Here is a 17,756-nt window from a genome sequence, read left to right as displayed (position 1 = left end):
CATCACAGAGAACGGAGGCACAATACCCATGGGAATGACTATGACACAGAAAATCCTGGCTGCCCACTGCGGCCAGGAGCACGTCAAGGCGGGACAGCTGATCGAGGCGAACCTTGATATTGTCCTGGGCAACGACATCACCACTCCGGTGGCCATCAACGAGTTTGAAAAGGCGGGCTTTTGCGATGTTTTCGACAAGACCCGGGTGAACATCGTTCTGGATCACTTCGTCCCCAACAAGGACATCAAGAGCGCCCAGCAGTCCAAGCAGTGCCGGGAGTTCGCCTGCAGACACGGCATCGTCAACTTCTTCGACGTGGGCAAGATGGGCGTGGAGCACGCCCTCCTGCCGGAGCAGGGCATCGTCACCGCCGGAGACTGCATCATCGGCGCCGACAGCCACACCTGCACCTACGGCGCGGTGGGGGCCTTCTCCACCGGCGTGGGCTCCACGGATATGGCCGCCGGCATGGCCACCGGCAAGGCGTGGTTCAAGGTGCCCGCCGCCATCCGCGTGGAGCTGACCGGCAGTCTGCGGCGGCCTGTGTCCGGCAAGGACGTGATCTTGCACCTGATCGGACTCATCGGCGTCTCCGGCGCCCTCTACAAGAGCCTGGAGTTCATCGGCCCCGGCGTGCAGAGCCTGACTATGGAGGACCGGCTGTGCATCTGCAACATGGCTATCGAGGCCGGTGCCAAGAACGGCATCTTCCCGGTGGACGAGACCTGCGAGGCGTACCTGAAGGGCCGCAGCCGGCGGGAATGGAAGAAATACGAGGCAGATCCGGACGCAGAGTACGAGCGGACCATCACCATTGACCTGGACACCCTGGTGCCCACCGTCAGCTGGCCCCACCTGCCGGAGAACACCCACCCGGCCGCCGAGGGCGGGGACATCAAAATCGATCAGGTGGTCATCGGCTCCTGCACCAACGGCCGGATCGAGGACATGGAGGCCGCTTACAACATTTTGAAGGGCCGCCACATCGCCGACGGCGTCCGGGGCATCATCATTCCCGCCACCATGGAGGTGTACAGGACCTGCATCGAGCGGGGCTACACCACCGCCTTTGTCGACGCCGGGTGCATTGTCTCCACCCCCACCTGCGGGCCGTGTCTCGGCGGCTACATGGGCATTCTGGCGGAAGGGGAGCGGTGCGTCTCCACCACCAACCGCAACTTTGTGGGCCGCATGGGCCACGTGAACAGCGAGATTTATCTGGCCAGCCCCGCCACGGCGGCGGCCAGCGCCCTGACGGGCCACATCACCGATCCCAGGGAGGTTTGAACACCATGGAAGCAAGAGGTTCTGTATTCAAATACGGTGACAACATCGACACCGACGTCATCATCCCCGCCCGCTACCTGAACACCCAGAATGCCCGGGAGCTGGCGGACCACTGCATGGAGGACATTGACAAGACCTTCATCACCCGGGTGCAGGCGGGCGACATCATGGTGGGGGGCGAGAACTTCGGCTGCGGCTCCAGCCGGGAGCACGCGCCCCTGGCCATCAAGACCGCCGGCATCGCCTGCGTCATCGCCGCCAGCTTTGCCCGGATTTTCTACCGCAATGCCATCAACATCGGTCTGCCCATCCTGGAGTGCCCGTCAGCCAGCACTGCCATCCGGGAGGGAGACACGGTGTCTGTGAACTTTGACACCGGCGTCATCACCGACGAGACCACAGGCGAGACCTTCCAGGCGGAGCCCTTCCCGCCCTTCATCCAGAAGATCATTCGCTCCGGCGGCCTGATGGCCAGCATCCAGGCGCGGTAAGGAGGCGGCAGTATGGAGAAGAATATCGCGGTGATCTACGGCGACTGCGCCAGCCCGGAGATCGTCACCCAGGCCCTGCGGGTGCTGGACGCGGTGGCTGAGAAATTCGGCCACACCTTTACTTATACAAAAGTCCTGATGGGCGGCGAGGCCATCGACGCCTACGGGGATCCCCTGCCCCAGTCGGAACTGGACAAGTGCCTGCAAAGCGACAGCGTGCTGCTGGGGGCCATCGGCGGCCCCAAGTGGGAGGGCCTGCCCGGTGACAAGCGGGCGGAAAAGGGCCTCCTGCGGCTCCGGGCCGGCATGGGGCTTTACTCCAACAACCGCCCTGCCAAAATCTGGCCCCAGTTGGCGGACGCCTCGCCCCTGAAGCCCGCCATCGTGGAAAAAGGCATTGACTTTATTGTGGTGCGCGAGCTGATCGGCGGCGTCTACTTCGGGGAGCACAGGACCTACGAGGAAAACGGCGAGAAGGTTGCCGTGGACACCATGCCCTATTCCGAGCACGAGATCGAGCGGATCGGCCGCATCGGCTTTGAGACCGCCCGCAAGCGCCAGAAAAAGCTCACCTGCGTGGACAAGGCCAATGTGCTGGACACCAGCCGCCTGTGGCGGGAGGTGATGCACCGCCTGGCGGCGGAGTACCCGGACGTGGAATACCGGGAGATGTTCGTGGACAACTGCGCCATGCAGATCTGCAAGGATCCCGCCCAGTTCGACGTGATTGTCACGGAGAACATGTTCGGCGACATCCTGTCCGACGAGGCCAGCGAGATCACCGGCAGCATCGGCATGGTGCCCTCCTCCAGCCTGGGGGACGGCACCCGGGGGCTGTACGAGCCCATCCACGGCTCTGCCCCGGACATCGCCGGACAGGATATCATCAACCCCATCGCCTGCATCCTGTCCGCGGCCATGATGCTGCGGTACAGCTTCGATATGGCGGCGGAGGCAGACTGCATCGAAGCTGCGGTGAATCAAGTGCTGAACGACGGCATCCGCACCGCCGACATCTGGCGGCCCGGATGTGAGAAGGTGGGCTGCGCTGCCATGGGCGATGCCATCCTGGCCCGGCTGTAAGAAAGATGGAATATGCGGACGGCGTCGGGCCCGAAAAAGCCCGGCGCCGCTTTTTTCGTGGAGGCTGGAATTTACTTTGCCCACCGGATATGATATCATCCCATCAAGAGAACCGACCGACGGAGGCTCTGACAGCTGTCCGTCCCATCTTGGAAAAAGGAGTGCTGCATATATGAAGCTGCAATTTCTGGGCCATGCCTGCTTTCTGCTGGATGACGGCGTCCACAAAGTCCTGACGGACCCCTTCCTCACCGGGGCTGGCCGTCCTGAATGGGCAGAGAAGGTGGACCCGGACGTGATTTTTGTCACCCACGGCCATGGGGACCACGTAGGGGATGCAGCCGCCATCGCCAGACGTACCGGTGCGCCGGTCTGCTGCACAGCGGATCTGGCGGATGCGGTGTTTGTCCCTGCGGGGGTGGCATGCGTCGCCGGAAATCTGGGCGGCACGGTCCGCCTGTCCTTTGGCTGCGCCAAGTTTTTCCAGGCCCTCCACGGCGGCGGTGCGGCGGGCTGTCCTGCCTGCGGCTTCCTTTTTGAGATGGGGGGCAGGAAGATCTATCACGCCGGAGACACGGCCCTGATGACCGATATGACCCTGCTGGCAGACGAGGACATCGACGTGGCGCTGCTGCCCATCGGAGATTTCTACACCATGGGCCCGGCGGATGCCCTCCGGGCAGTGAAGCTGATCCGGCCCCGACTGACGGTCCCCATGCACTACAACACCTTCCAGGCCATCACCCAGGATCCGGAGGCATTCGCCGCCGCCTGCAAAGAGGCGGGATTTGCCGCCAAAGTCCTTCAGCCGGGAGAGGAGATGACCCTGTAAGCAGCCTGGGACGGGAGCGGGCGGAGCACCACAGCGGCTGCCCCGGCACGGGCGAATGAATCGCTTCCGTGCGAAGCCAACAGAGAGTTCTTGGGGGGACAGATCTGCCCGATCATGCAGGCGGCCAGTCAGGCGGTGCTGGAAGCATCGGCATTGAAATTGCTGGCGGAGACTTCACAGCGACTCCAAATCTTACAGGGCAATCGAAGCGAAATTTGATATATCCCTTGCTGGTAACCCGTTACGAACAATCCCTGGTATTTTCCGGCTGTAAAAACCTCCTGAAGCATTAGCCCTTCAGGAGGTTTTTACAGCTTGTGTTGACAGAAGAGATGCGGACATTGGAGCTCCGCACAGCAGGACGGTGCGTTTGCGCAGTACAAGCGTTTTGCCGCAGGCGGAACCTTGGCGGAGGCAGAATTCATTTCCGCCGAGCATTTGAATCGCCGAAGGGTTTCGCGGGCCAATGGCCTGCGAAACCCAAAAAGAAAGACACGACGAAAGTCGTGTCTTTCTTTTTGGTGACCCGTCGGGGATTCGAACCCCGGACCCACTGCTTAAAAGGCAGTTGCTCTGCCTGCTGAGCTAACGGATCACATGGTATTCTATTTCGGCCGTCCAATGCGGGCGGGCTGGAAAGTCTTGGCTGGGACGGCTGGACTCGAACCAGCGGATGAGGGAGTCAAAGTCCCTTGCCTTACCACTTGGCGACGCCCCAATGGAAAGGAAAACAGGGGACCGGGGTGACCCCGATCCCCTCTTTTGTGGGGTGGGAGATGGGACTCGAACCCACGACACCCGGAACCACAATCCGGTGCTCTAACCAACTGAGCTACACCCACCACATATCGAGATCCTAAACAGGATGCGTGCTGACCGACCGCCCCGGAAGGAGTTGGTACGCCAGAAGGGACTCGAACCCCTGGCCTACTGCTTAGAAGGCAGTTGCTCTATCCAGCTGAGCTACTGGCGCGAATTTGATTGGAGCAGGTGACGAGAATCGAACTCGCATCCCCAGCTTGGAAGGCTGGTGCCCTGACCATTGTGCTACACCTGCGTCTGCCCTCCGTGGAAATCGTCAGCTTAGATATATTACCATGGACAAGCCCATCTGTCAAGCGGAAACCCGCAATTTTTTTCTAAGATTGTCCTGTGCCACCAGCCAGCGCCAGCCAGGCGGTGAAAAGGCACCCTCCATCTGCGGCTCCGGACAGGGATAAGGGGCCGGCCAGCCGCTCCGGGTGCCACTGGACACCCCACACCGGCAGGGACTGGTGGATGACCGCCTCCACCGTGCCGTCTATGGCCCATTGGACCGCCCGCAGTCCCTGCCCCAGCCGGTCTGCCGCCTGATGATGGGCGCTGTTCACCACCAAGGTCTCTCCGAAAAGGTCCTGCAGGGGAGAGGGGGCTGTCCGTACCCGGTGGAGCCGGTCCCGACCCGCCGCCTGGCTGTGGCCGGGCAGGTCCTGGATCAGTGTGCCTCCGAAAAACACGTTCAGCACCTGCAGTCCCCGGCAAATTCCCAGAACAGGCTTTTTCTCCATAATGAACTGCTCCAGCAGGAACAGCTCTCCCGCGTCCCGCTCTGGCTCCAGCCCCCGGCTGGCGGTGTTTGCCTGGCCGTAGCGCCGGGGCTCCATATCGCCGCCGCCGGGCAACAACAGGGCGGCACACCGCACCGCATCCCGCAGATCCGGAGAGGCCAGGGGCCGTCCACCTGCTATCTCCAGCGCACGCTCGTAATTGATGTACTGGCCCGGCAGGCCCCAGAGAAACACTGTTGGACGCAAGGCGATCCCTCCTGTCAAATGTCTCAGGCCCATTCTATCCGGGCAGCACGTCCAGAGTTCCGCCCGGTGGTTAAAAGCGGGGCGAAGAGAAACGAACGAAAAGTTAAAAGGTTTTCCTTGAAACTTTCCCGAAAATATGCCATAATAAAACCGCTTCCCGTCTCGCAGGACGGAACTGTACAGAGTGGCATCGAAGTGGTCACAACGAGCTTGACTTGAAATCGCTACGTCGGCGGGACGTGCTAACAGCCAAAAGGCTATGTCTCCCAAGGGCTTCCGGGCGCGGGTGTGAGCGGCGCTTCGGAAAAACGCTAACAAAATGCTCACAGTTATCCTGATTTGCGTTCTCACAACTAGATATGCAGCGGTATCGAAGTGGTCATAACGGGGCTGACTCGAAATCATGTGATCCATTCATAAAAACTGCATATTTCTACACGGAGTGGTATCGAAGTGGTCGCAACGAGCTTGACTCGAAATCAAGTTGTCCGCAAGGGCACGTGGGTTCGAATCCCACCCACTCCGCCAGGAAGTCCTTGAAGCACAATGCTTCAAGGACTTCTATTTTTCCCGAAGATTTCTCAATTCCCATCGTCAGCAGCAAAATGGTGCCCATGGTGCCGAGGTTTGTGGTGCCCGGCCAGTGAATGAGATATTCGGGATTTCCTTGCTGTGGTGCTCAAATGGTGCCCGTCACCTCAAAAGCGACCTATAAAAAGCAATATCAAAATACGTGAGATTTCCACAGTTCGAGAGGTCACAAAAAGAGATTCGCAGCACTGCGGTGCTGCGGCAAGCGCGGAGGTGCGCGCGATGCATGAGCATCGCGCGCACCTCCGCGCTTCATGTTTTCTCACTGGAACCCAGGACCGCTTCATGGTAGATGTTTAGGACATATAGCTTCCTCTCCATTCTCACATCTACATACTGCGCCGTGACGGCTTCCAGGTTGTTGGAGAGCTGGAGCTGAATGCCGATCCCCTTCAGGCTGTGCCCCAGGATCTGTCCAACCGTATAGAAGTCTCCGGTCAGCTGGTGCATATTGGTTGCTGCTGTGTGCCGCAGATCGTGAAAGCGGATATGGGGCATCTCTGCGTGACGCAGCAACTGTCCAAAATTCGCGGAGATCCGCTCCCGCCGCTTGGGAGAGCCGTTAGGCTTTGCGAATACAAGGTCGTTGTCAAAGTACAGATTCCCTGACTGCTTTGCAAAACGCTTCTGTTCCTTCTGGAGTTCCAGATGCCGCTCAAAGTATGGTCTGACGAGCGGTGTAATGGGAAGCGTCCGCTCACTGGATTTCACGGGAGCCATCTCAGAGATCACTGTGGTGTTCGCAGGCGTGTTGAATGGGAGCTGCTCCACAACGCCAAAGGTATTTTCAGCCAGATCCACGTTCCTCCACCGCAGTCCGATGATCTCGCTGAGGCGAAGCCCATACAATCCTCCCAGCACTACGATCAGCTCCCACTCCGTCCCCATGACAACAGCCAGCAGCTGCCGCATCTGGTCTACCGTGTAAGGATCTGGCGTCTTGCTCTGCTTTCCGAACTTCGTCAAAATATCCCTGGCCGGATTGCTGCTAATGTAGTGATACCGGCGGGCATGTTCCAGTGAGACGCCCATGATCCGGTGTGCGTATTTGACCGAGGACTGAGAGAGGCCCTTTTCAGCAAGCTGCCGGTACATATCGTCCAGCATGGCCGGGGAGAGCTGGTTCAGAAATACATCTCCGATATAGGGGAAGATGTGGTTCTTCATGTGACTCCGATAGCTGGCCTCGGTGCTGGGGCGGAGATTTGCAGAGCCATGCCGGTCGATCCACTCCGTCATGTACTCCTGCACAGTCATTTTTCGCTGAACAGCAGAGGGCGGCGTGTATGCCGGGTTTGTCAGCTTCGCTTTCATCTCCGCTTCATGCTGTAAGGCGTCCTTCTTTGTCAGGAAGCCCTTGCGGGAATAGGTCTTGCTCTTTCCGCCGGACTTGTACTTGACATTCACATCGTACACAGTGCCGGCCTTTCCAGTGAGTTCTCCCGCGCTGTTGCGCTTATTTCTCACGGTTCGTTCTGTAACAGCCATACATTATTCCTCCTTTTAGAGGTGGGCGGTGGTTTGCTCTCCAAGCAAACCACCGCCCACCTACTCTTGACGCGCCTAGGGCCAGATGGTAAAATCAGGGTAACGCATCCTTTCAGGCCGCAGCCGGTACTTTGGCCCGCTTGTAATAGTCCAGCAGAGCCTGGACGGTTGTCAGCCGCCGGTTGCCGACTGGCAGATACTCCAACTGCCCATCCTCCATCAGCTGGCGGATGCGGTTGACGCCGAGGCCGCTGATTTTTGCTGCCTGATCCGGGGATAAGAAGAGCGGGAGATCTTCACGCTTTTTCTTGCTGGGCATCGTCTTCCTCCCTCTTTGAAATGATATGTGGTCCACCTTCCGTGGAACTTTCTCCCCTTAGCCACGCAGGCGTTCGAGGCTGTTGTTCCAAAGTTCCATGGGATTCGCTTTTCTTTAGAGAGATTCCCACATGTCCTTGCCGGTTCTCTTTTCCGATACGGATGCGCTTGGCGTAGACGCCTGGAATTCCAGACAAAAGGTCATGGAACTGGCTGAGTGAGAGTGCCTCCAGCCCATTCTGTGCGCAATAATCCACGAATGCCGCAAAGAGGTCCGTATTGAATACGCGAGCCTCCGGGGAGAGGATACAGCGTTCCTTTATAAAGCCGGACAGGACGTTTGATCGATTGACAAACGATTCCAGAAATGCCTTAGAATCCTCCGGTAGAGCAAACACAAAATTCCGTTCCATGAGGTCCTGCAAGGCATGAAGCGCAAGGGTCACGATGGAGTCCGCCTCTTTGCAAAGCCTATCCAGCAGGCTCTTATCCTGTTTCTCCGGCGGGATGCTCTGATTGAAGAGTAGGACCACGAGCCGGTTTGCAAAGGCGGCGGTGGTATCCGCCTCGGTCGTCCGCGGTAGCGTGTTGCCTGCAAACAGCAGCTTGCACCGTGGGATGAAATAGAAGAGGTCTTTCCCTTTGAACTCGCCCGTGATACGGTCGCCGCCGGTGACAGACTTGAAAATGGAGATGTCCCGTAAGGCTCTCCCAGCAATCTCGCCGGCGATATTGACTTTCTTGCCCGCCAATTCTGCTCGGGAAAACCGTTCTCCTAGCTGATGAAGCGGTACATTGGACACGAGCGATGGATCAAATAACCGACTGATGAACTCGGCGATGACACTTTTTCCGGAATTTGGTTGTCCCTGTAGGAAGAAAGCACACTTCCCAACGGTCAGGTCGGAGCAAATGTAGCCGATCATCTCCAGAAGCAGCTGCCGCTTTTTAGGGTCTCCATCGAGAGAAGAACGGCAGAAATCTTCGAGAACGGGACATTTGATTTGCTCAGGATCTTCCAGGTAACTGGCCTTAACCTGGTAAGTAAAGTGGAACCGGGGATCGTGCTCCAGCAGCTCGCCAGATTCCAGATTGAAAACCCCATTTTCCAGATTCACCAGTTCTTTACTCCGGTTGAACTCATCGCGGCAGCACCGGAGGTCTTCCCGCCAAGTCAGGCGCTGGGCAATTTCGCGGAGATCGTTCGCCAAAAGACTCCGGGTCGTGATTTCCGGGAAGAAGTTTGCAAGCCATGCCGTCAGTTGGGGAATGGGCTGGTAGCAGCCCAGCTCTTCGTCATAGGCGAACGGCTCCCCGTCCTCGGTAAACAGGAGAATTTTGGCTTTTGCGATCTGCTCCACCAGATCGGAGAAGAAATTCGCCCGCTTCCGAGGGCTTTTGGCTGTGGGAGCCGGCGGTTCAGGCTCCTTTTTCTCCGGAAGCCCCTGGCGCTCCCGTCGGGCGGCTTCCTCCGCCATCTCGCGCATACGTCCACAGAGATCCTGCGAATCGTCATCCTCGTTCTCCCAATCAGGGAACAGAAATTTCGTACTCATCTTGACTCCTCCAGATAGTGTGTAGTAGCCGGCTCGAGAGCTATCATATACAAACTCGGCAATTGCCGCGAACGCTTCTTTTTTTTCATGCGGCTTATTTTGGTTTTCAGAGGACAAATCAGAATACAGAGGGGGCTCAATTTTGCTGTGCCCCCTCTGTATTCTGATCTGGATTTAGGGATATTCACCATATTTTTCCTGTTTTACGGCCCGCTTTTTCTACGAATTAGTCGCCTGAATTAAATTAAGCAATGCTAAAAAAGGAAGAGTTCTATGAAAAATTGGGAGATTATAGCATCTCTTTTGGAACGAGAAGAACATGCCTTAGGCTCCGTCGTGGAGTATATGATACACGGATATCAGTCACGGAATATTCCAGCACAAAACATCCGCGAAGAAAGCAATAGTGAATGTCCAGCAGATAATGAGTTATTGATGCCTTGTAAGAATACACAAACCTTCTGGGAAACTATAGAGCGTGAATTTGAACATCACTTTCAAGATATCGATGCGCATTTCAATAAGCTGTTTAAGCTGCGGACCCGGCGACCAGGAGCGAAGAAGCTTCAGCCATTAGACCCATGGTGGTATCTTGAAGATTTGGAAGACTCTTTTGAAGATGTCAAAGAATATTTGCTGATAAGAAATCGCACAAAATGCGAGTGCCTTTTTAAAAAATTAAAAAACGAAATCAAAAAGGGCATGGAGCCTACACCCCCTACTTGTCCGAGTGTTCTTGGAAGCATACCATTAGAACGAAAATTCAGGTATGTTCATCAAATGCTCAATTTGGAAGAATCGGCTGTTTGTAGTCTTTTGCCCTTCCTCTTGACTGCTTATATATGCAATTTTAGTAAAAATTTTTTTATTCTGAGAGGGAGTACCTCTGTCGAGAACGCCTTTATCAATGAAGAATGCGGAGTTCCTCTTTCGCAATATAATTTTATTATCGAATCCCTTAAATCATTGAGCCGAATATTTGGCTTTAAGGATTTCTTTACCGAAATCAAGGAAGTGGAACCCCCTAAAAATAGTGAAATGGTGCGTCCTGCGGTATTTCAGCCTTCATCTTTTCCAAATTTAGAGGATCGCCACATACGGGATTTAGTCTTTGAAACATGGTGTGTTGTGATTTACAAATACTTAGCAGGTAATACAGATCCTGTTTGTAATTCTCTTTTGGATAAAATAAGCTTCTCTGACAGCTATATTTTATATCTGTATTACAATAATCAACACCTATACAGTCACTATTTGGCGGAAAGCGGAACATATTCGGACTCCGAGATTCTATCTGATATTTTCTTGCGTTATGAGGGGCATTTAAATATTTAGCTACGGTTGCAGAGAAAATATTCGACTGCTTCCAAAGTCAAACGCCAAGAGTGCCCAATCCGAACTGCCGGCAGCTCCCCCGACTTTAAGAGCCGGTACATGGTGTTTTTCCCCACACCGAGAAGATCCATGGCCTCGGCGGCGGTCAGCACCACCGGGAGACGTTCCTGCTTATAGGCGTCCAGAGCTTCTCTGTATTCGCTATGATCCATTTCAAATTCCTCCATTCCGGTTGATTATCCCCCTGTTTCCCAGATAGCGCCTTGTTTGCTTTTCCTGTCCCTTTCAAAGAAATATCATTCTTATAGAGCGGCGGCGATTGCTGAATGCCTTTGGCATTCAGCAATCGCCGCCGCTTTTTCATTTTGAAAGGAAAAAGGAGGAAAACCATGCTGAACACACTGCTTTCCGTGATCCGCGCTATTCTGGTGGAGCTGGTAGACCAGCTGCTCCGCAAGGTCTGCACCCTGGGGTGAAAACTGATTCCAGGAAAAATGTCCTGGGGATCATCCTGGCTGCCGCCGCTGCTATCTTATGTACGATCATCGACCAAGTGATGAAGGAGGAATGAGTGATGAAAGAGGAAACCTATGTCTGCGCGATCTGCGGACGTGAATACCTTATCTCCCAGCGGGAAGAGTTCGACGGGCAATTCCTTTGCCCCCGCTGTTTTGCAGAGGAGACCGTGACCTGTCATGTCTGTGGAGAACGGATCTGGACCGACGATAATGCCGGGAACAGTGACACGCCGCTCTGCGAGCGTTGCTATGACCGCTATTACACCAACTGCGTCCGCTGCGGGGAGCTGCTTCACAACGACGAAGCCTACTATGACCGGGATGACCCGGACGAGGAAGAACCGCTCTGCCATGCCTGCTATACCCGGACCGCCGGCGACCGGGCCATTCAGGACTACTGCTACAAACCGGAGCCGATTTTCTATGGAGACGGCCCCAGGTTCTTTGGCGTGGAGCTAGAAATCGATGGAGCCGGGGAGTACGGCTCCAACGCCAAAAAACTCCTGCGGATCGCCAACGAAGAAGAGGAACGGATCTACTGCAAGCATGATGGCTCCCTGGAAGAGGGATTTGAGATCGTCACGCACCCCATGTCCCTGAGCTACCAGCTCCAGCAGATACCCTGGGAGCAAATCTGCAAAGGAGCTGTGGATCTGGGCTACACCAGCCATCAGGCCGGGACCTGTGGCCTCCATGTCCATGTGAGTCGTCTGGCTTTTGGAGAGACTGAGGAACAACAGGACACCGCCATTGCCCGTGTCCTCTACTTTTTCGAGAAGCACTGGGAAGAGCTGCTGAAATTCAGCCGCCGCACCCAGCACCAGCTGGATCAGTGGGCATCCCGTTACGGCTATAAGGAGCAGCCCATGGAGATCCTGGATCACGCCAAGAAGGGGTATCACGGCGGGCGCTATACCTGCGTAAACCTCACCAACCGGGACACCATCGAATTCCGGATGTTCCGGGGAACACTCAAATACAATACCCTGATCGCCACGTTGCAGCTCGTTGACCGGATCTGTGACGTGGCGATCTATCTGTCTGACGACGAGCTGAAAGCCCTGTCCTGGACTTCCTTTGTCTCCGGCTGTCAGGCTCCGGAGCTGGTGCGGTATCTGAAAGAGCGGCGTCTGTATGTCAACGAGCCGGTCATGGCGGAAGTGGAGGTGTGACAATGTGCTGTCTGTTTGGATTGATCGACACGGAGCTGCGCTTTACCGGGAAGGAAAAATCCAAGATGCTCCATGCGCTGGCATCTGCCAGTGAGGCCAGGGGAACGGACGCCACCGGTGTGGCCTATGACTCCGGCAGGAATCTCCATATCTATAAGAAGCCCATTCCCGGCCACAAGCTGAACTTCTACGTCCGCGACAACTCCCGCTTCGCCATGGGCCACACCCGCATGATGACCCAGGGCAGTGCCAGAAAGAACTATAACAACCACCCGTTCCGGGGGATCATGCAGACTGGGACCTTTGCCCTGGCCCACAATGGCGTTTTAGACAATGACATCAGCCTGCGGAAGAGCCTGCATCTTTCCAGAACCAGGATTGAGACGGACAGCTACATCGCCGTCCAGCTGATTGTGCAGAAGGGCATTCTGAACTTTGACAGCCTCCGGTATATGGCGGAGCTGCTGGAAGGCTCCTTCACGATCACGGTGCTGGGAGATGACGGAAGTTTCTACATCGTCAAGGGAGACAACCCCTTCTGCCTGTATTTCTTCCCGGACTGCGGTCTCTATCTCTATGCCTCAACGGAAGAAATCCTTCGTCAGGCGCTCCGGAAGCTTCAAGTACCGCTTGGAAAGAGCCGGAAGGTTCCTGTCCAGTGCGGAGAGATTCTGCGGATTAACCAGACTGGGCGGCTCGACCGGGAGACCTTTGATGACAGCAAGCTGTTCCGGTTCAGATACCCCCGGTTCCTGATGAACGATCCATACTGCCGCAGTTTCCCCCATGCGGAAAAAGACACGACCCATTTGGATGAACTGAAAACCGTGGCGCTGGCCTTTGGGTATTCTCCGGAGGATATTGACCTGCTGGCCGCCCAAGGCTTCACCGCTGAAGAGCTGGAAGACCTGTTTTACAGCGGTGAGATCTAATCCATTCCCCATCGGGAGTGGACGCAAAAAAAGAATCGCTTGTCAAAGCGATTCTTTTTTTGCATTCATTGCCATGATAAAGGTTTTCAGAAGCTGTTCCGCATAGGCCTGCTCAGAGGAGGAACAGCTACGGAGCAGCTGCGTGATGGGGCTGGAACTCTCGGTGTTCTCCCTGCCAAAAAGGATGAAATCCGTGGACAGGCGCAGGACCTCAGAGATCCGGCACAGGGTCTGGACGGACATCCCCTTGACACCCAGCTCAATATCCGAGCAGAATTTCGGCGTCACGTCCAGCAGCTCCGCGAACTGCTCCCGTGTGTAGCCCAGAAATTCCCGCTGCCTGCGAATTCTCCCGCCGATTGATACCCAGTCCATAGCGCCCCTCCGTTTTTCATCAGTTTAACCCGGAGAGTTTTATCTATAAATGAACTTGTGGGGTTGAATGGATATAACTTTTAGGGTATAATGACGTTGAACTTTCAGCGCAATTTTTTACATGGACAAAAAGTGTCTATGTCCGCTGCTATGATAGAGACAGGAGGTGGTGGCGTGGAGACAGACAAGAACAGCCGCCTGCTGTATCTCTATGAAATGCTGGTCCACGGAGAGGGATTGCAGAAAAAAGAAGCCGCTGCTCGCTTTGGTGTCAACGAGCGCAGCATCCAGAGGGACATCGACTGCCTGCGTAATTTTTTTGCCAGTCAGGAGCCGCCGCAGGAGATCCTATACAAGGCGAAGGAGCAGCGGTATGAGCTGACCTCCGCCGCCGGGAGCTTTCTCTCCTGCGGGGAGCTGCTGGCGGTGTGCAAAATCCTGCTGGACAGCCGCTCCATGCCGAAGGATGAGATGGAGCCGATTCTGGATAAGCTCCTGAGCCGGTGTGCCTCCCCGCAGAGCCGGAAGCTCCTGGGCCAGATCCTGGCGAACGAGCGGTTCTACTATGTGGAGCCATATCATGGGAAACGGCTCTCGAACCAGCTTTGGACACTGGGACAGGCGATTTGGAGCCATTCCGTGGTCGAGGCAGTCTATCGCACCCAGCAGGGAGAGCGGAAGAGCCGACGGCTCCAGCCTGTGGGCCTGCTGTTTTCGGAGTTCTATTTCTATCTGACCGCTTTTATTGAGGGCATCGACCGGGCAGAGCACTTTGAGAATGCCGATGATCCCTTCCCCACGATCTACCGGGTGGACAGGATCGAGAAGCTCCAGGTGCTGGACGAGCACTTCCAGGTGCCATACAGCCGCCGTTTCTCTGAGGGGGAGTTCCGGAAGCGGGTCCAGTTCATGTACGGCGGGAAACTGGAAACGGTGCGTTTTATCTATAAAGGGCCATCCGTGGAGGCGGTACTGGACCGGCTCTCCACGGCGGAGATACTCAGTGAGCACGACGGATGTTATGAGATCCGCGCGGAGGTCTTTGGCAAGGGCATTGAAATGTGGCTAAGAAGCCAGGGGGACCGTGTAATTTGGAAAGACTGCCCACAAAAAACGAATGAGCAAGGAAAGGGGATGCAATAATGGAGGATTTAATTGAAAAAAAAGATGGTGAACTGCTACAGAAACACGCCTGCGATTCATCCGACTATTTAATTGCAGTGGCCTGTGGGGCAGTCTCTGGTTTAGTTGATATTTTTCTAGTAGGTGCACCGAGCCAAAGCGTCATTGGAAAATGGACGGATGCGCAAGTAGATGAAGCTGTAAAAAAATTTGCAGAAAAAAGTGGATGGTCTCCACGACCTGGAAAAGAAGGCAACGTTGCTAGTGCAATTGGTTATCTGGAAAGACAATATAAAGTCAACTACGACCAGAGATATTCAGCGGATGTGGGCGGTGCATTCAATATGAGTACCAAAAACCACCACATCAAATCTCTGTCACATTCGCCCGATATCATCGGATTGTTTTTCTCAGTCTTAAATCAATTTACATCTACATCTTCGTTTGTGAGCGGGGGAAAACTGGTTACTATCAAAACAGAATCCTTTGAATTGCAAGGCAATAACCTTGTCTCTAAAGTTTTCTGCGGCATTGTAAATTGGTTTGGACACATCATGTCCGATGTTGCGGGAAGTTCTGGTAGTCGCGGTAACATTGGAAGAGGATCAGGTGTGGCGATTCCATTTTTTGAACTCTTCCAATTTTGCAACTTCGGAAAGTTCAACATTGGACAGGATAAACAAGATTTGGCCACATTGGCTGTTCGAGCCTTTCAAGAGGGGTACGACGCCCGGTTTGGCATAGCCATGTCGCTTCCTGTACTACTTTGTGAGCTATTGGTCCGTTTTATCTGGATGATAAAGCAGCGATTCTATTTCAAGAAGCCATTAAAGGAGTGCATCCCCACCCAGTCACATACCGACTTGCGCATAATGCTCCTTTTCGGACATGGTACATTATGTTTGATGGATGGGGCAGACGCATTGGTCCGTTCTGGTGGAAATTGGCTAATGTTTTTTACTCGTATGAACATCATCGCATGGGGACGTTTCACGGTGCTGGTGCTAAAGGAAATTTGCCTCAGGGCTGGTATTCAAGCACCTCTGCAAAAGCAGTTGGATGCCTATAAGAAAATTACCGCATCACTGCAAACATATATGGAGCAACTCAAAAGAATTGATTTGGCTGCATTCCAAAAAGAAACCGCCCAATACCAACCGCTTGAAAGTTATATTGACTGCATCGAAGATGAAAAGAGCCTCAATTTCTTTTTGAAAAAGAACATGGTGGAGCTTGGCATTTCGATTCCCTGGGAAGGTGATTTTGACACTTTTATGAGGGATAAGAGCCGGCATCTGATTTACGAATGAGCAATCGCTATGTTTGAGTGTGATCGTTGTGGAGCCTGCTGTCGGCACCTGGATATATCTAAGCTGTATGCAGAGCTGGATCGGGGCGATGGCACCTGCAAATATCTGTCTGGAAATCTGTGCAGCATTTATGAGAAACGTCCATTGCTGTGCAGAGTAGACGAGAGCTACCAGAAATTCTTCAAGGAAGTGATGCCTATCGATACATATTATCGCCTGAACCGCGAGGCCTGCCAAAGACTAAAGAATTTAGAAAAATAGGAGGAATTTACGATGCCATTACCTTTAATTTTAGGAGCTGCAGCAGCAGTTGCCGGAGCAGCTGGTGTTGGGAGTGCAATTCATGGTGGAGTTAAAATGAAAAAAGCCAATGACACCATGAAGCAAACTCAAGAGGCACATACAGCCAATGTCAGGCGGTTTGAGATAAGGAATGAACGTTGCACTGCTGCCATGGATCGTCTGGGAAAGCTGGAGCTGGAGATTCTGCAGAGTTTTCAGAAGTTCTCAGACATTTTTGAGCGCATCCAGAATAAGCCGGAGTTCCGCGCTTTCAAGCACGGTGACGTCACGATTCCAACATACAGTCCAGAGGATCTGAAAAAGGTGTCGGTCGGTGCTGGTGTTCTACTGGGAGGGCTGAGTGGAGCAGCTTTGGGAACTGCCGGTGGGTTTGCTGCTGCTGGTGCTACTACTGCTGCCGTTATGGCTTTGGGTACTGCCTCCACAGGCACTGCCATCGCCTCGCTTAGTGGTGCAGCTGCCACTAACGCCACGCTGGCTGCCCTGGGTGGTGGTGCACTGGCTGCCGGTGGCGGCGGTATAGCTCTTGGAACCACCATTCTTGGTGCCACCACTCTGGGCATGGGTCTCCTGGTAGGCGGCATTATCTTCAACTTTACCGGAAACAAGCTCTCAGCCAAAGCGGACGAGGCTATGGAACAGATGAAAAAAGCCAAGACAGAAATTGACCGAATCTGTGCCTATCTTGAATCTTTGCACATGACAGAAGAACGGTTCGAAAAAGCTCTGTCTGCTACTAACAATGTGTATATGCGACATCTCGCCCAACTGGGCAACTTGGTGATTCTTACCGGAAAAACTGACTGGAACGAATTTACCGATTCGGAGAAGCTTATGACAGAGAACACTGTCCAACTGGTAGCTCTCCTCTTCCAGATGTGCAAAGTCCAGCTCGTTCTCTCCAGTGGCTCCACTACCGAGGTCAATCGAATTAACCAGGTCGACATTGATTTGGCTATCAATAGTTCCGATGCGTTCCTGAAAGAAAAGGGACTTACAGCTCTGACTTGATAGAAAGTATAGAGGTTTAAGACAAGTCTACGACCTCCGCTCCCACATCGTCAAAATTTTGGCCTTCGGCGCCCTGTCGGGAAGGCGTCAAATGAAGGCCTACAACCCCCGTCCGGCCAGGGGGTTGCACGGCCTTCATTTGACGCGGCTTAAGCCGCGATGTCTCTGACGTTACCCCAGGGAGGATGATTGCTTAGCGTGGTGCCGAAATGGTGCTTTTGCCGATCTGTGATGATAT

18 protein-coding genes and 6 tRNA genes are annotated in these 17,756 nt (G+C 54.5%); 13 read left to right on the top strand and 11 right to left on the bottom strand.

All coding sequences use genetic code 11. The features are described 5' to 3' along the window. Positions 1-28 precede the first annotated feature (28 nt). From leuC to EIO64_RS03780, 4 genes are all read left to right on the top strand, one after another. Positions 29-1,288: a 3-isopropylmalate dehydratase large subunit gene (leuC, locus tag EIO64_RS03795; RefSeq protein WP_021747636.1), complete on the top strand. Its 1,260-nt coding sequence runs from the start codon at positions 29-31 to the stop codon at positions 1,286-1,288. Positions 1,289-1,293: 5 nt separating this feature from the next. Further along, entirely contained in the window at positions 1,294-1,779 is a 486-nt protein-coding gene (gene leuD, locus EIO64_RS03790; RefSeq protein WP_021747635.1) for a 3-isopropylmalate dehydratase small subunit, read from the top strand. 12 nt (positions 1,780-1,791) lie between these two features. After that, positions 1,792-2,862, top strand: a complete 1,071-nt coding sequence (gene leuB, locus EIO64_RS03785) for a 3-isopropylmalate dehydrogenase (protein WP_119311428.1) — start codon at positions 1,792-1,794, stop codon at positions 2,860-2,862. 172 nt (positions 2,863-3,034) lie between these two features. Continuing rightward, positions 3,035-3,694, top strand: coding sequence for a metal-dependent hydrolase (locus EIO64_RS03780; RefSeq protein WP_021747632.1), 660 nt, complete (start codon positions 3,035-3,037; stop codon positions 3,692-3,694). 519 nt (positions 3,695-4,213) lie between these two features. Here EIO64_RS03780 and EIO64_RS03775 read toward each other — a convergent pair. From EIO64_RS03775 to EIO64_RS03750, 6 genes are all read right to left on the bottom strand, one after another. Next, positions 4,214-4,289: transfer RNA gene (locus EIO64_RS03775), tRNA-Lys, on the bottom strand. Between the two features lie 48 nt (positions 4,290-4,337). Continuing rightward, positions 4,338-4,412 (bottom strand) — tRNA-Gln (locus tag EIO64_RS03770). A gap of 47 nt (positions 4,413-4,459) precedes the next feature. Further along, positions 4,460-4,536: transfer RNA gene (locus tag EIO64_RS03765), tRNA-His, on the bottom strand. 54 nt (positions 4,537-4,590) lie between these two features. Continuing rightward, positions 4,591-4,667: transfer RNA gene (locus EIO64_RS03760), tRNA-Arg, on the bottom strand. A gap of 9 nt (positions 4,668-4,676) precedes the next feature. Further along, positions 4,677-4,751 (bottom strand) — tRNA-Gly (locus tag EIO64_RS03755). An 82-nt stretch (positions 4,752-4,833) separates the two neighbouring features. After that, positions 4,834-5,487 carry a gamma-glutamyl-gamma-aminobutyrate hydrolase family protein gene (locus tag EIO64_RS03750; protein ID WP_158629690.1) on the bottom strand — a complete coding sequence of 218 codons (654 nt, stop codon included), beginning with the start codon at positions 5,485-5,487 and terminating at the stop codon, positions 4,834-4,836. Between the two features lie 439 nt (positions 5,488-5,926). Between EIO64_RS03750 and EIO64_RS03745 the strand changes: the two genes are divergently transcribed. Then, positions 5,927-6,015: transfer RNA gene (locus EIO64_RS03745), tRNA-Ser, on the top strand. 315 nt (positions 6,016-6,330) lie between these two features. Here the strand turns inward: EIO64_RS03745 and EIO64_RS03740 are convergent. The 3 genes from EIO64_RS03740 to EIO64_RS03730 form a co-directional block, all read right to left on the bottom strand. Further along, positions 6,331-7,566, bottom strand: coding sequence for a tyrosine-type recombinase/integrase (locus EIO64_RS03740; RefSeq protein ID WP_136890791.1), 1,236 nt, complete (start codon positions 7,564-7,566; stop codon positions 6,331-6,333). 112 nt (positions 7,567-7,678) lie between these two features. Then, a complete protein-coding gene (locus EIO64_RS03735; protein WP_119311379.1) occupies positions 7,679-7,885 on the bottom strand; it encodes a DNA-binding protein in 207 nt (68 codons plus the stop codon). After that, positions 7,863-9,440 carry a phage/plasmid primase, P4 family gene (locus EIO64_RS03730; RefSeq protein ID WP_119311378.1) on the bottom strand — a complete coding sequence of 526 codons (1,578 nt, stop codon included), beginning with the start codon at positions 9,438-9,440 and terminating at the stop codon, positions 7,863-7,865. The genes EIO64_RS03735 and EIO64_RS03730 overlap by 23 nt, the downstream gene beginning before the upstream one ends. Before the next feature lie 273 nt (positions 9,441-9,713). Between EIO64_RS03730 and EIO64_RS03725 the strand changes: the two genes are divergently transcribed. After that, entirely contained in the window at positions 9,714-10,775 is a 1,062-nt protein-coding gene (locus EIO64_RS03725) for a hypothetical protein (RefSeq protein ID WP_119311377.1), read from the top strand. Here the strand turns inward: EIO64_RS03725 and EIO64_RS03720 are convergent. Beyond that, complete coding sequence (locus tag EIO64_RS03720; protein WP_249390789.1) at positions 10,772-11,002, bottom strand: helix-turn-helix domain-containing protein; 231 nt, start codon at positions 11,000-11,002, stop codon at positions 10,772-10,774. The genes EIO64_RS03725 and EIO64_RS03720 overlap by 4 nt on opposite strands. A gap of 105 nt (positions 11,003-11,107) precedes the next feature. Here EIO64_RS03720 and EIO64_RS03715 point away from each other — a divergent pair, with 105 nt between their 5' ends. From EIO64_RS03715 to EIO64_RS03705, 3 genes are all read left to right on the top strand, one after another. Next, positions 11,108-11,251 (top strand): hypothetical protein, encoded by a 144-nt coding sequence (locus tag EIO64_RS03715; RefSeq protein WP_158629689.1) that lies wholly within the window; start codon positions 11,108-11,110, stop codon positions 11,249-11,251. A gap of 98 nt (positions 11,252-11,349) precedes the next feature. Next, positions 11,350-12,465 (top strand): amidoligase family protein, encoded by a 1,116-nt coding sequence (locus EIO64_RS03710; protein WP_119311375.1) that lies wholly within the window; start codon positions 11,350-11,352, stop codon positions 12,463-12,465. A gap of 2 nt (positions 12,466-12,467) precedes the next feature. Further along, entirely contained in the window at positions 12,468-13,397 is a 930-nt protein-coding gene (locus tag EIO64_RS03705) for a class II glutamine amidotransferase (RefSeq protein WP_136890789.1), read from the top strand. A gap of 42 nt (positions 13,398-13,439) precedes the next feature. Here EIO64_RS03705 and EIO64_RS03700 read toward each other — a convergent pair whose 3' ends face one another. Next, the gene (locus EIO64_RS03700) at positions 13,440-13,772 is read right to left on the bottom strand and encodes a helix-turn-helix domain-containing protein (RefSeq protein WP_119311373.1); all 333 of its coding nucleotides are present in this window, start codon (positions 13,770-13,772) and stop codon (positions 13,440-13,442) included. A 174-nt stretch (positions 13,773-13,946) separates the two neighbouring features. Between EIO64_RS03700 and EIO64_RS03695 the strand changes: the two genes are divergently transcribed. The 4 genes from EIO64_RS03695 to EIO64_RS03680 are packed head-to-tail and all read left to right on the top strand — an operon-like array spanning position 13,947 to position 17,518. Next, positions 13,947-14,915, top strand: a complete 969-nt coding sequence (locus EIO64_RS03695) for a helix-turn-helix transcriptional regulator (protein ID WP_249390788.1) — start codon at positions 13,947-13,949, stop codon at positions 14,913-14,915. After that, positions 14,915-16,204: a hypothetical protein gene (locus EIO64_RS03690; protein ID WP_136890788.1), complete on the top strand. Its 1,290-nt coding sequence runs from the start codon at positions 14,915-14,917 to the stop codon at positions 16,202-16,204. Before EIO64_RS03695 ends, EIO64_RS03690 begins: the two co-directional genes overlap by 1 nt. Positions 16,205-16,213: 9 nt before the next feature. Beyond that, positions 16,214-16,465, top strand: a complete 252-nt coding sequence (locus tag EIO64_RS03685; protein WP_119311371.1) for a YkgJ family cysteine cluster protein — start codon at positions 16,214-16,216, stop codon at positions 16,463-16,465. Between the two features lie 12 nt (positions 16,466-16,477). Next, positions 16,478-17,518, top strand: coding sequence for a hypothetical protein (locus tag EIO64_RS03680; RefSeq protein WP_119311370.1), 1,041 nt, complete (start codon positions 16,478-16,480; stop codon positions 17,516-17,518). Positions 17,519-17,756: the final 238 nt, after the last annotated feature.

Origin of the sequence: Dysosmobacter welbionis, from assembly GCF_005121165.3 — a bacterium.
Taxonomy (GTDB): Bacteria; Bacillota; Clostridia; order Oscillospirales; family Oscillospiraceae; genus Oscillibacter; species Oscillibacter welbionis.
Note: the sequence above shows the minus strand (reverse complement) of the source record. Positions and strands in the feature narration are given on the sequence as shown.

Excerpts from the sequence above, each read along its gene's own strand:
- leuC (WP_021747636.1), top strand. The coding sequence starts at position 29 with ATGGGAATGACTATGACACAGAAAATCCTGGCTGCCCACTGCGGCCAG.
- leuD (WP_021747635.1), top strand. The coding sequence starts at position 1,294 with ATGGAAGCAAGAGGTTCTGTATTCAAATACGGTGACAACATCGACACC.
- leuB (WP_119311428.1), top strand. The coding sequence starts at position 1,792 with ATGGAGAAGAATATCGCGGTGATCTACGGCGACTGCGCCAGCCCGGAG.
- EIO64_RS03780 (WP_021747632.1), top strand. The coding sequence starts at position 3,035 with ATGAAGCTGCAATTTCTGGGCCATGCCTGCTTTCTGCTGGATGACGGC.
- EIO64_RS03740 (WP_136890791.1), bottom strand. The coding sequence starts at position 7,566 with ATGGCTGTTACAGAACGAACCGTGAGAAATAAGCGCAACAGCGCGGGA.
- EIO64_RS03735 (WP_119311379.1), bottom strand. The coding sequence starts at position 7,885 with ATGCCCAGCAAGAAAAAGCGTGAAGATCTCCCGCTCTTCTTATCCCCG.
- EIO64_RS03730 (WP_119311378.1), bottom strand. The coding sequence starts at position 9,440 with ATGAGTACGAAATTTCTGTTCCCTGATTGGGAGAACGAGGATGACGAT.
- EIO64_RS03725 (WP_119311377.1), top strand. The coding sequence starts at position 9,714 with ATGAAAAATTGGGAGATTATAGCATCTCTTTTGGAACGAGAAGAACAT.
- EIO64_RS03720 (WP_249390789.1), bottom strand. The coding sequence starts at position 11,002 with ATGGAGGAATTTGAAATGGATCATAGCGAATACAGAGAAGCTCTGGAC.
- EIO64_RS03710 (WP_119311375.1), top strand. The coding sequence starts at position 11,350 with ATGAAAGAGGAAACCTATGTCTGCGCGATCTGCGGACGTGAATACCTT.
- EIO64_RS03705 (WP_136890789.1), top strand. The coding sequence starts at position 12,468 with ATGTGCTGTCTGTTTGGATTGATCGACACGGAGCTGCGCTTTACCGGG.
- EIO64_RS03700 (WP_119311373.1), bottom strand. The coding sequence starts at position 13,772 with ATGGACTGGGTATCAATCGGCGGGAGAATTCGCAGGCAGCGGGAATTT.
- EIO64_RS03690 (WP_136890788.1), top strand. The coding sequence starts at position 14,915 with ATGGAGGATTTAATTGAAAAAAAAGATGGTGAACTGCTACAGAAACAC.
- EIO64_RS03685 (WP_119311371.1), top strand. The coding sequence starts at position 16,214 with ATGTTTGAGTGTGATCGTTGTGGAGCCTGCTGTCGGCACCTGGATATA.
- EIO64_RS03680 (WP_119311370.1), top strand. The coding sequence starts at position 16,478 with ATGCCATTACCTTTAATTTTAGGAGCTGCAGCAGCAGTTGCCGGAGCA.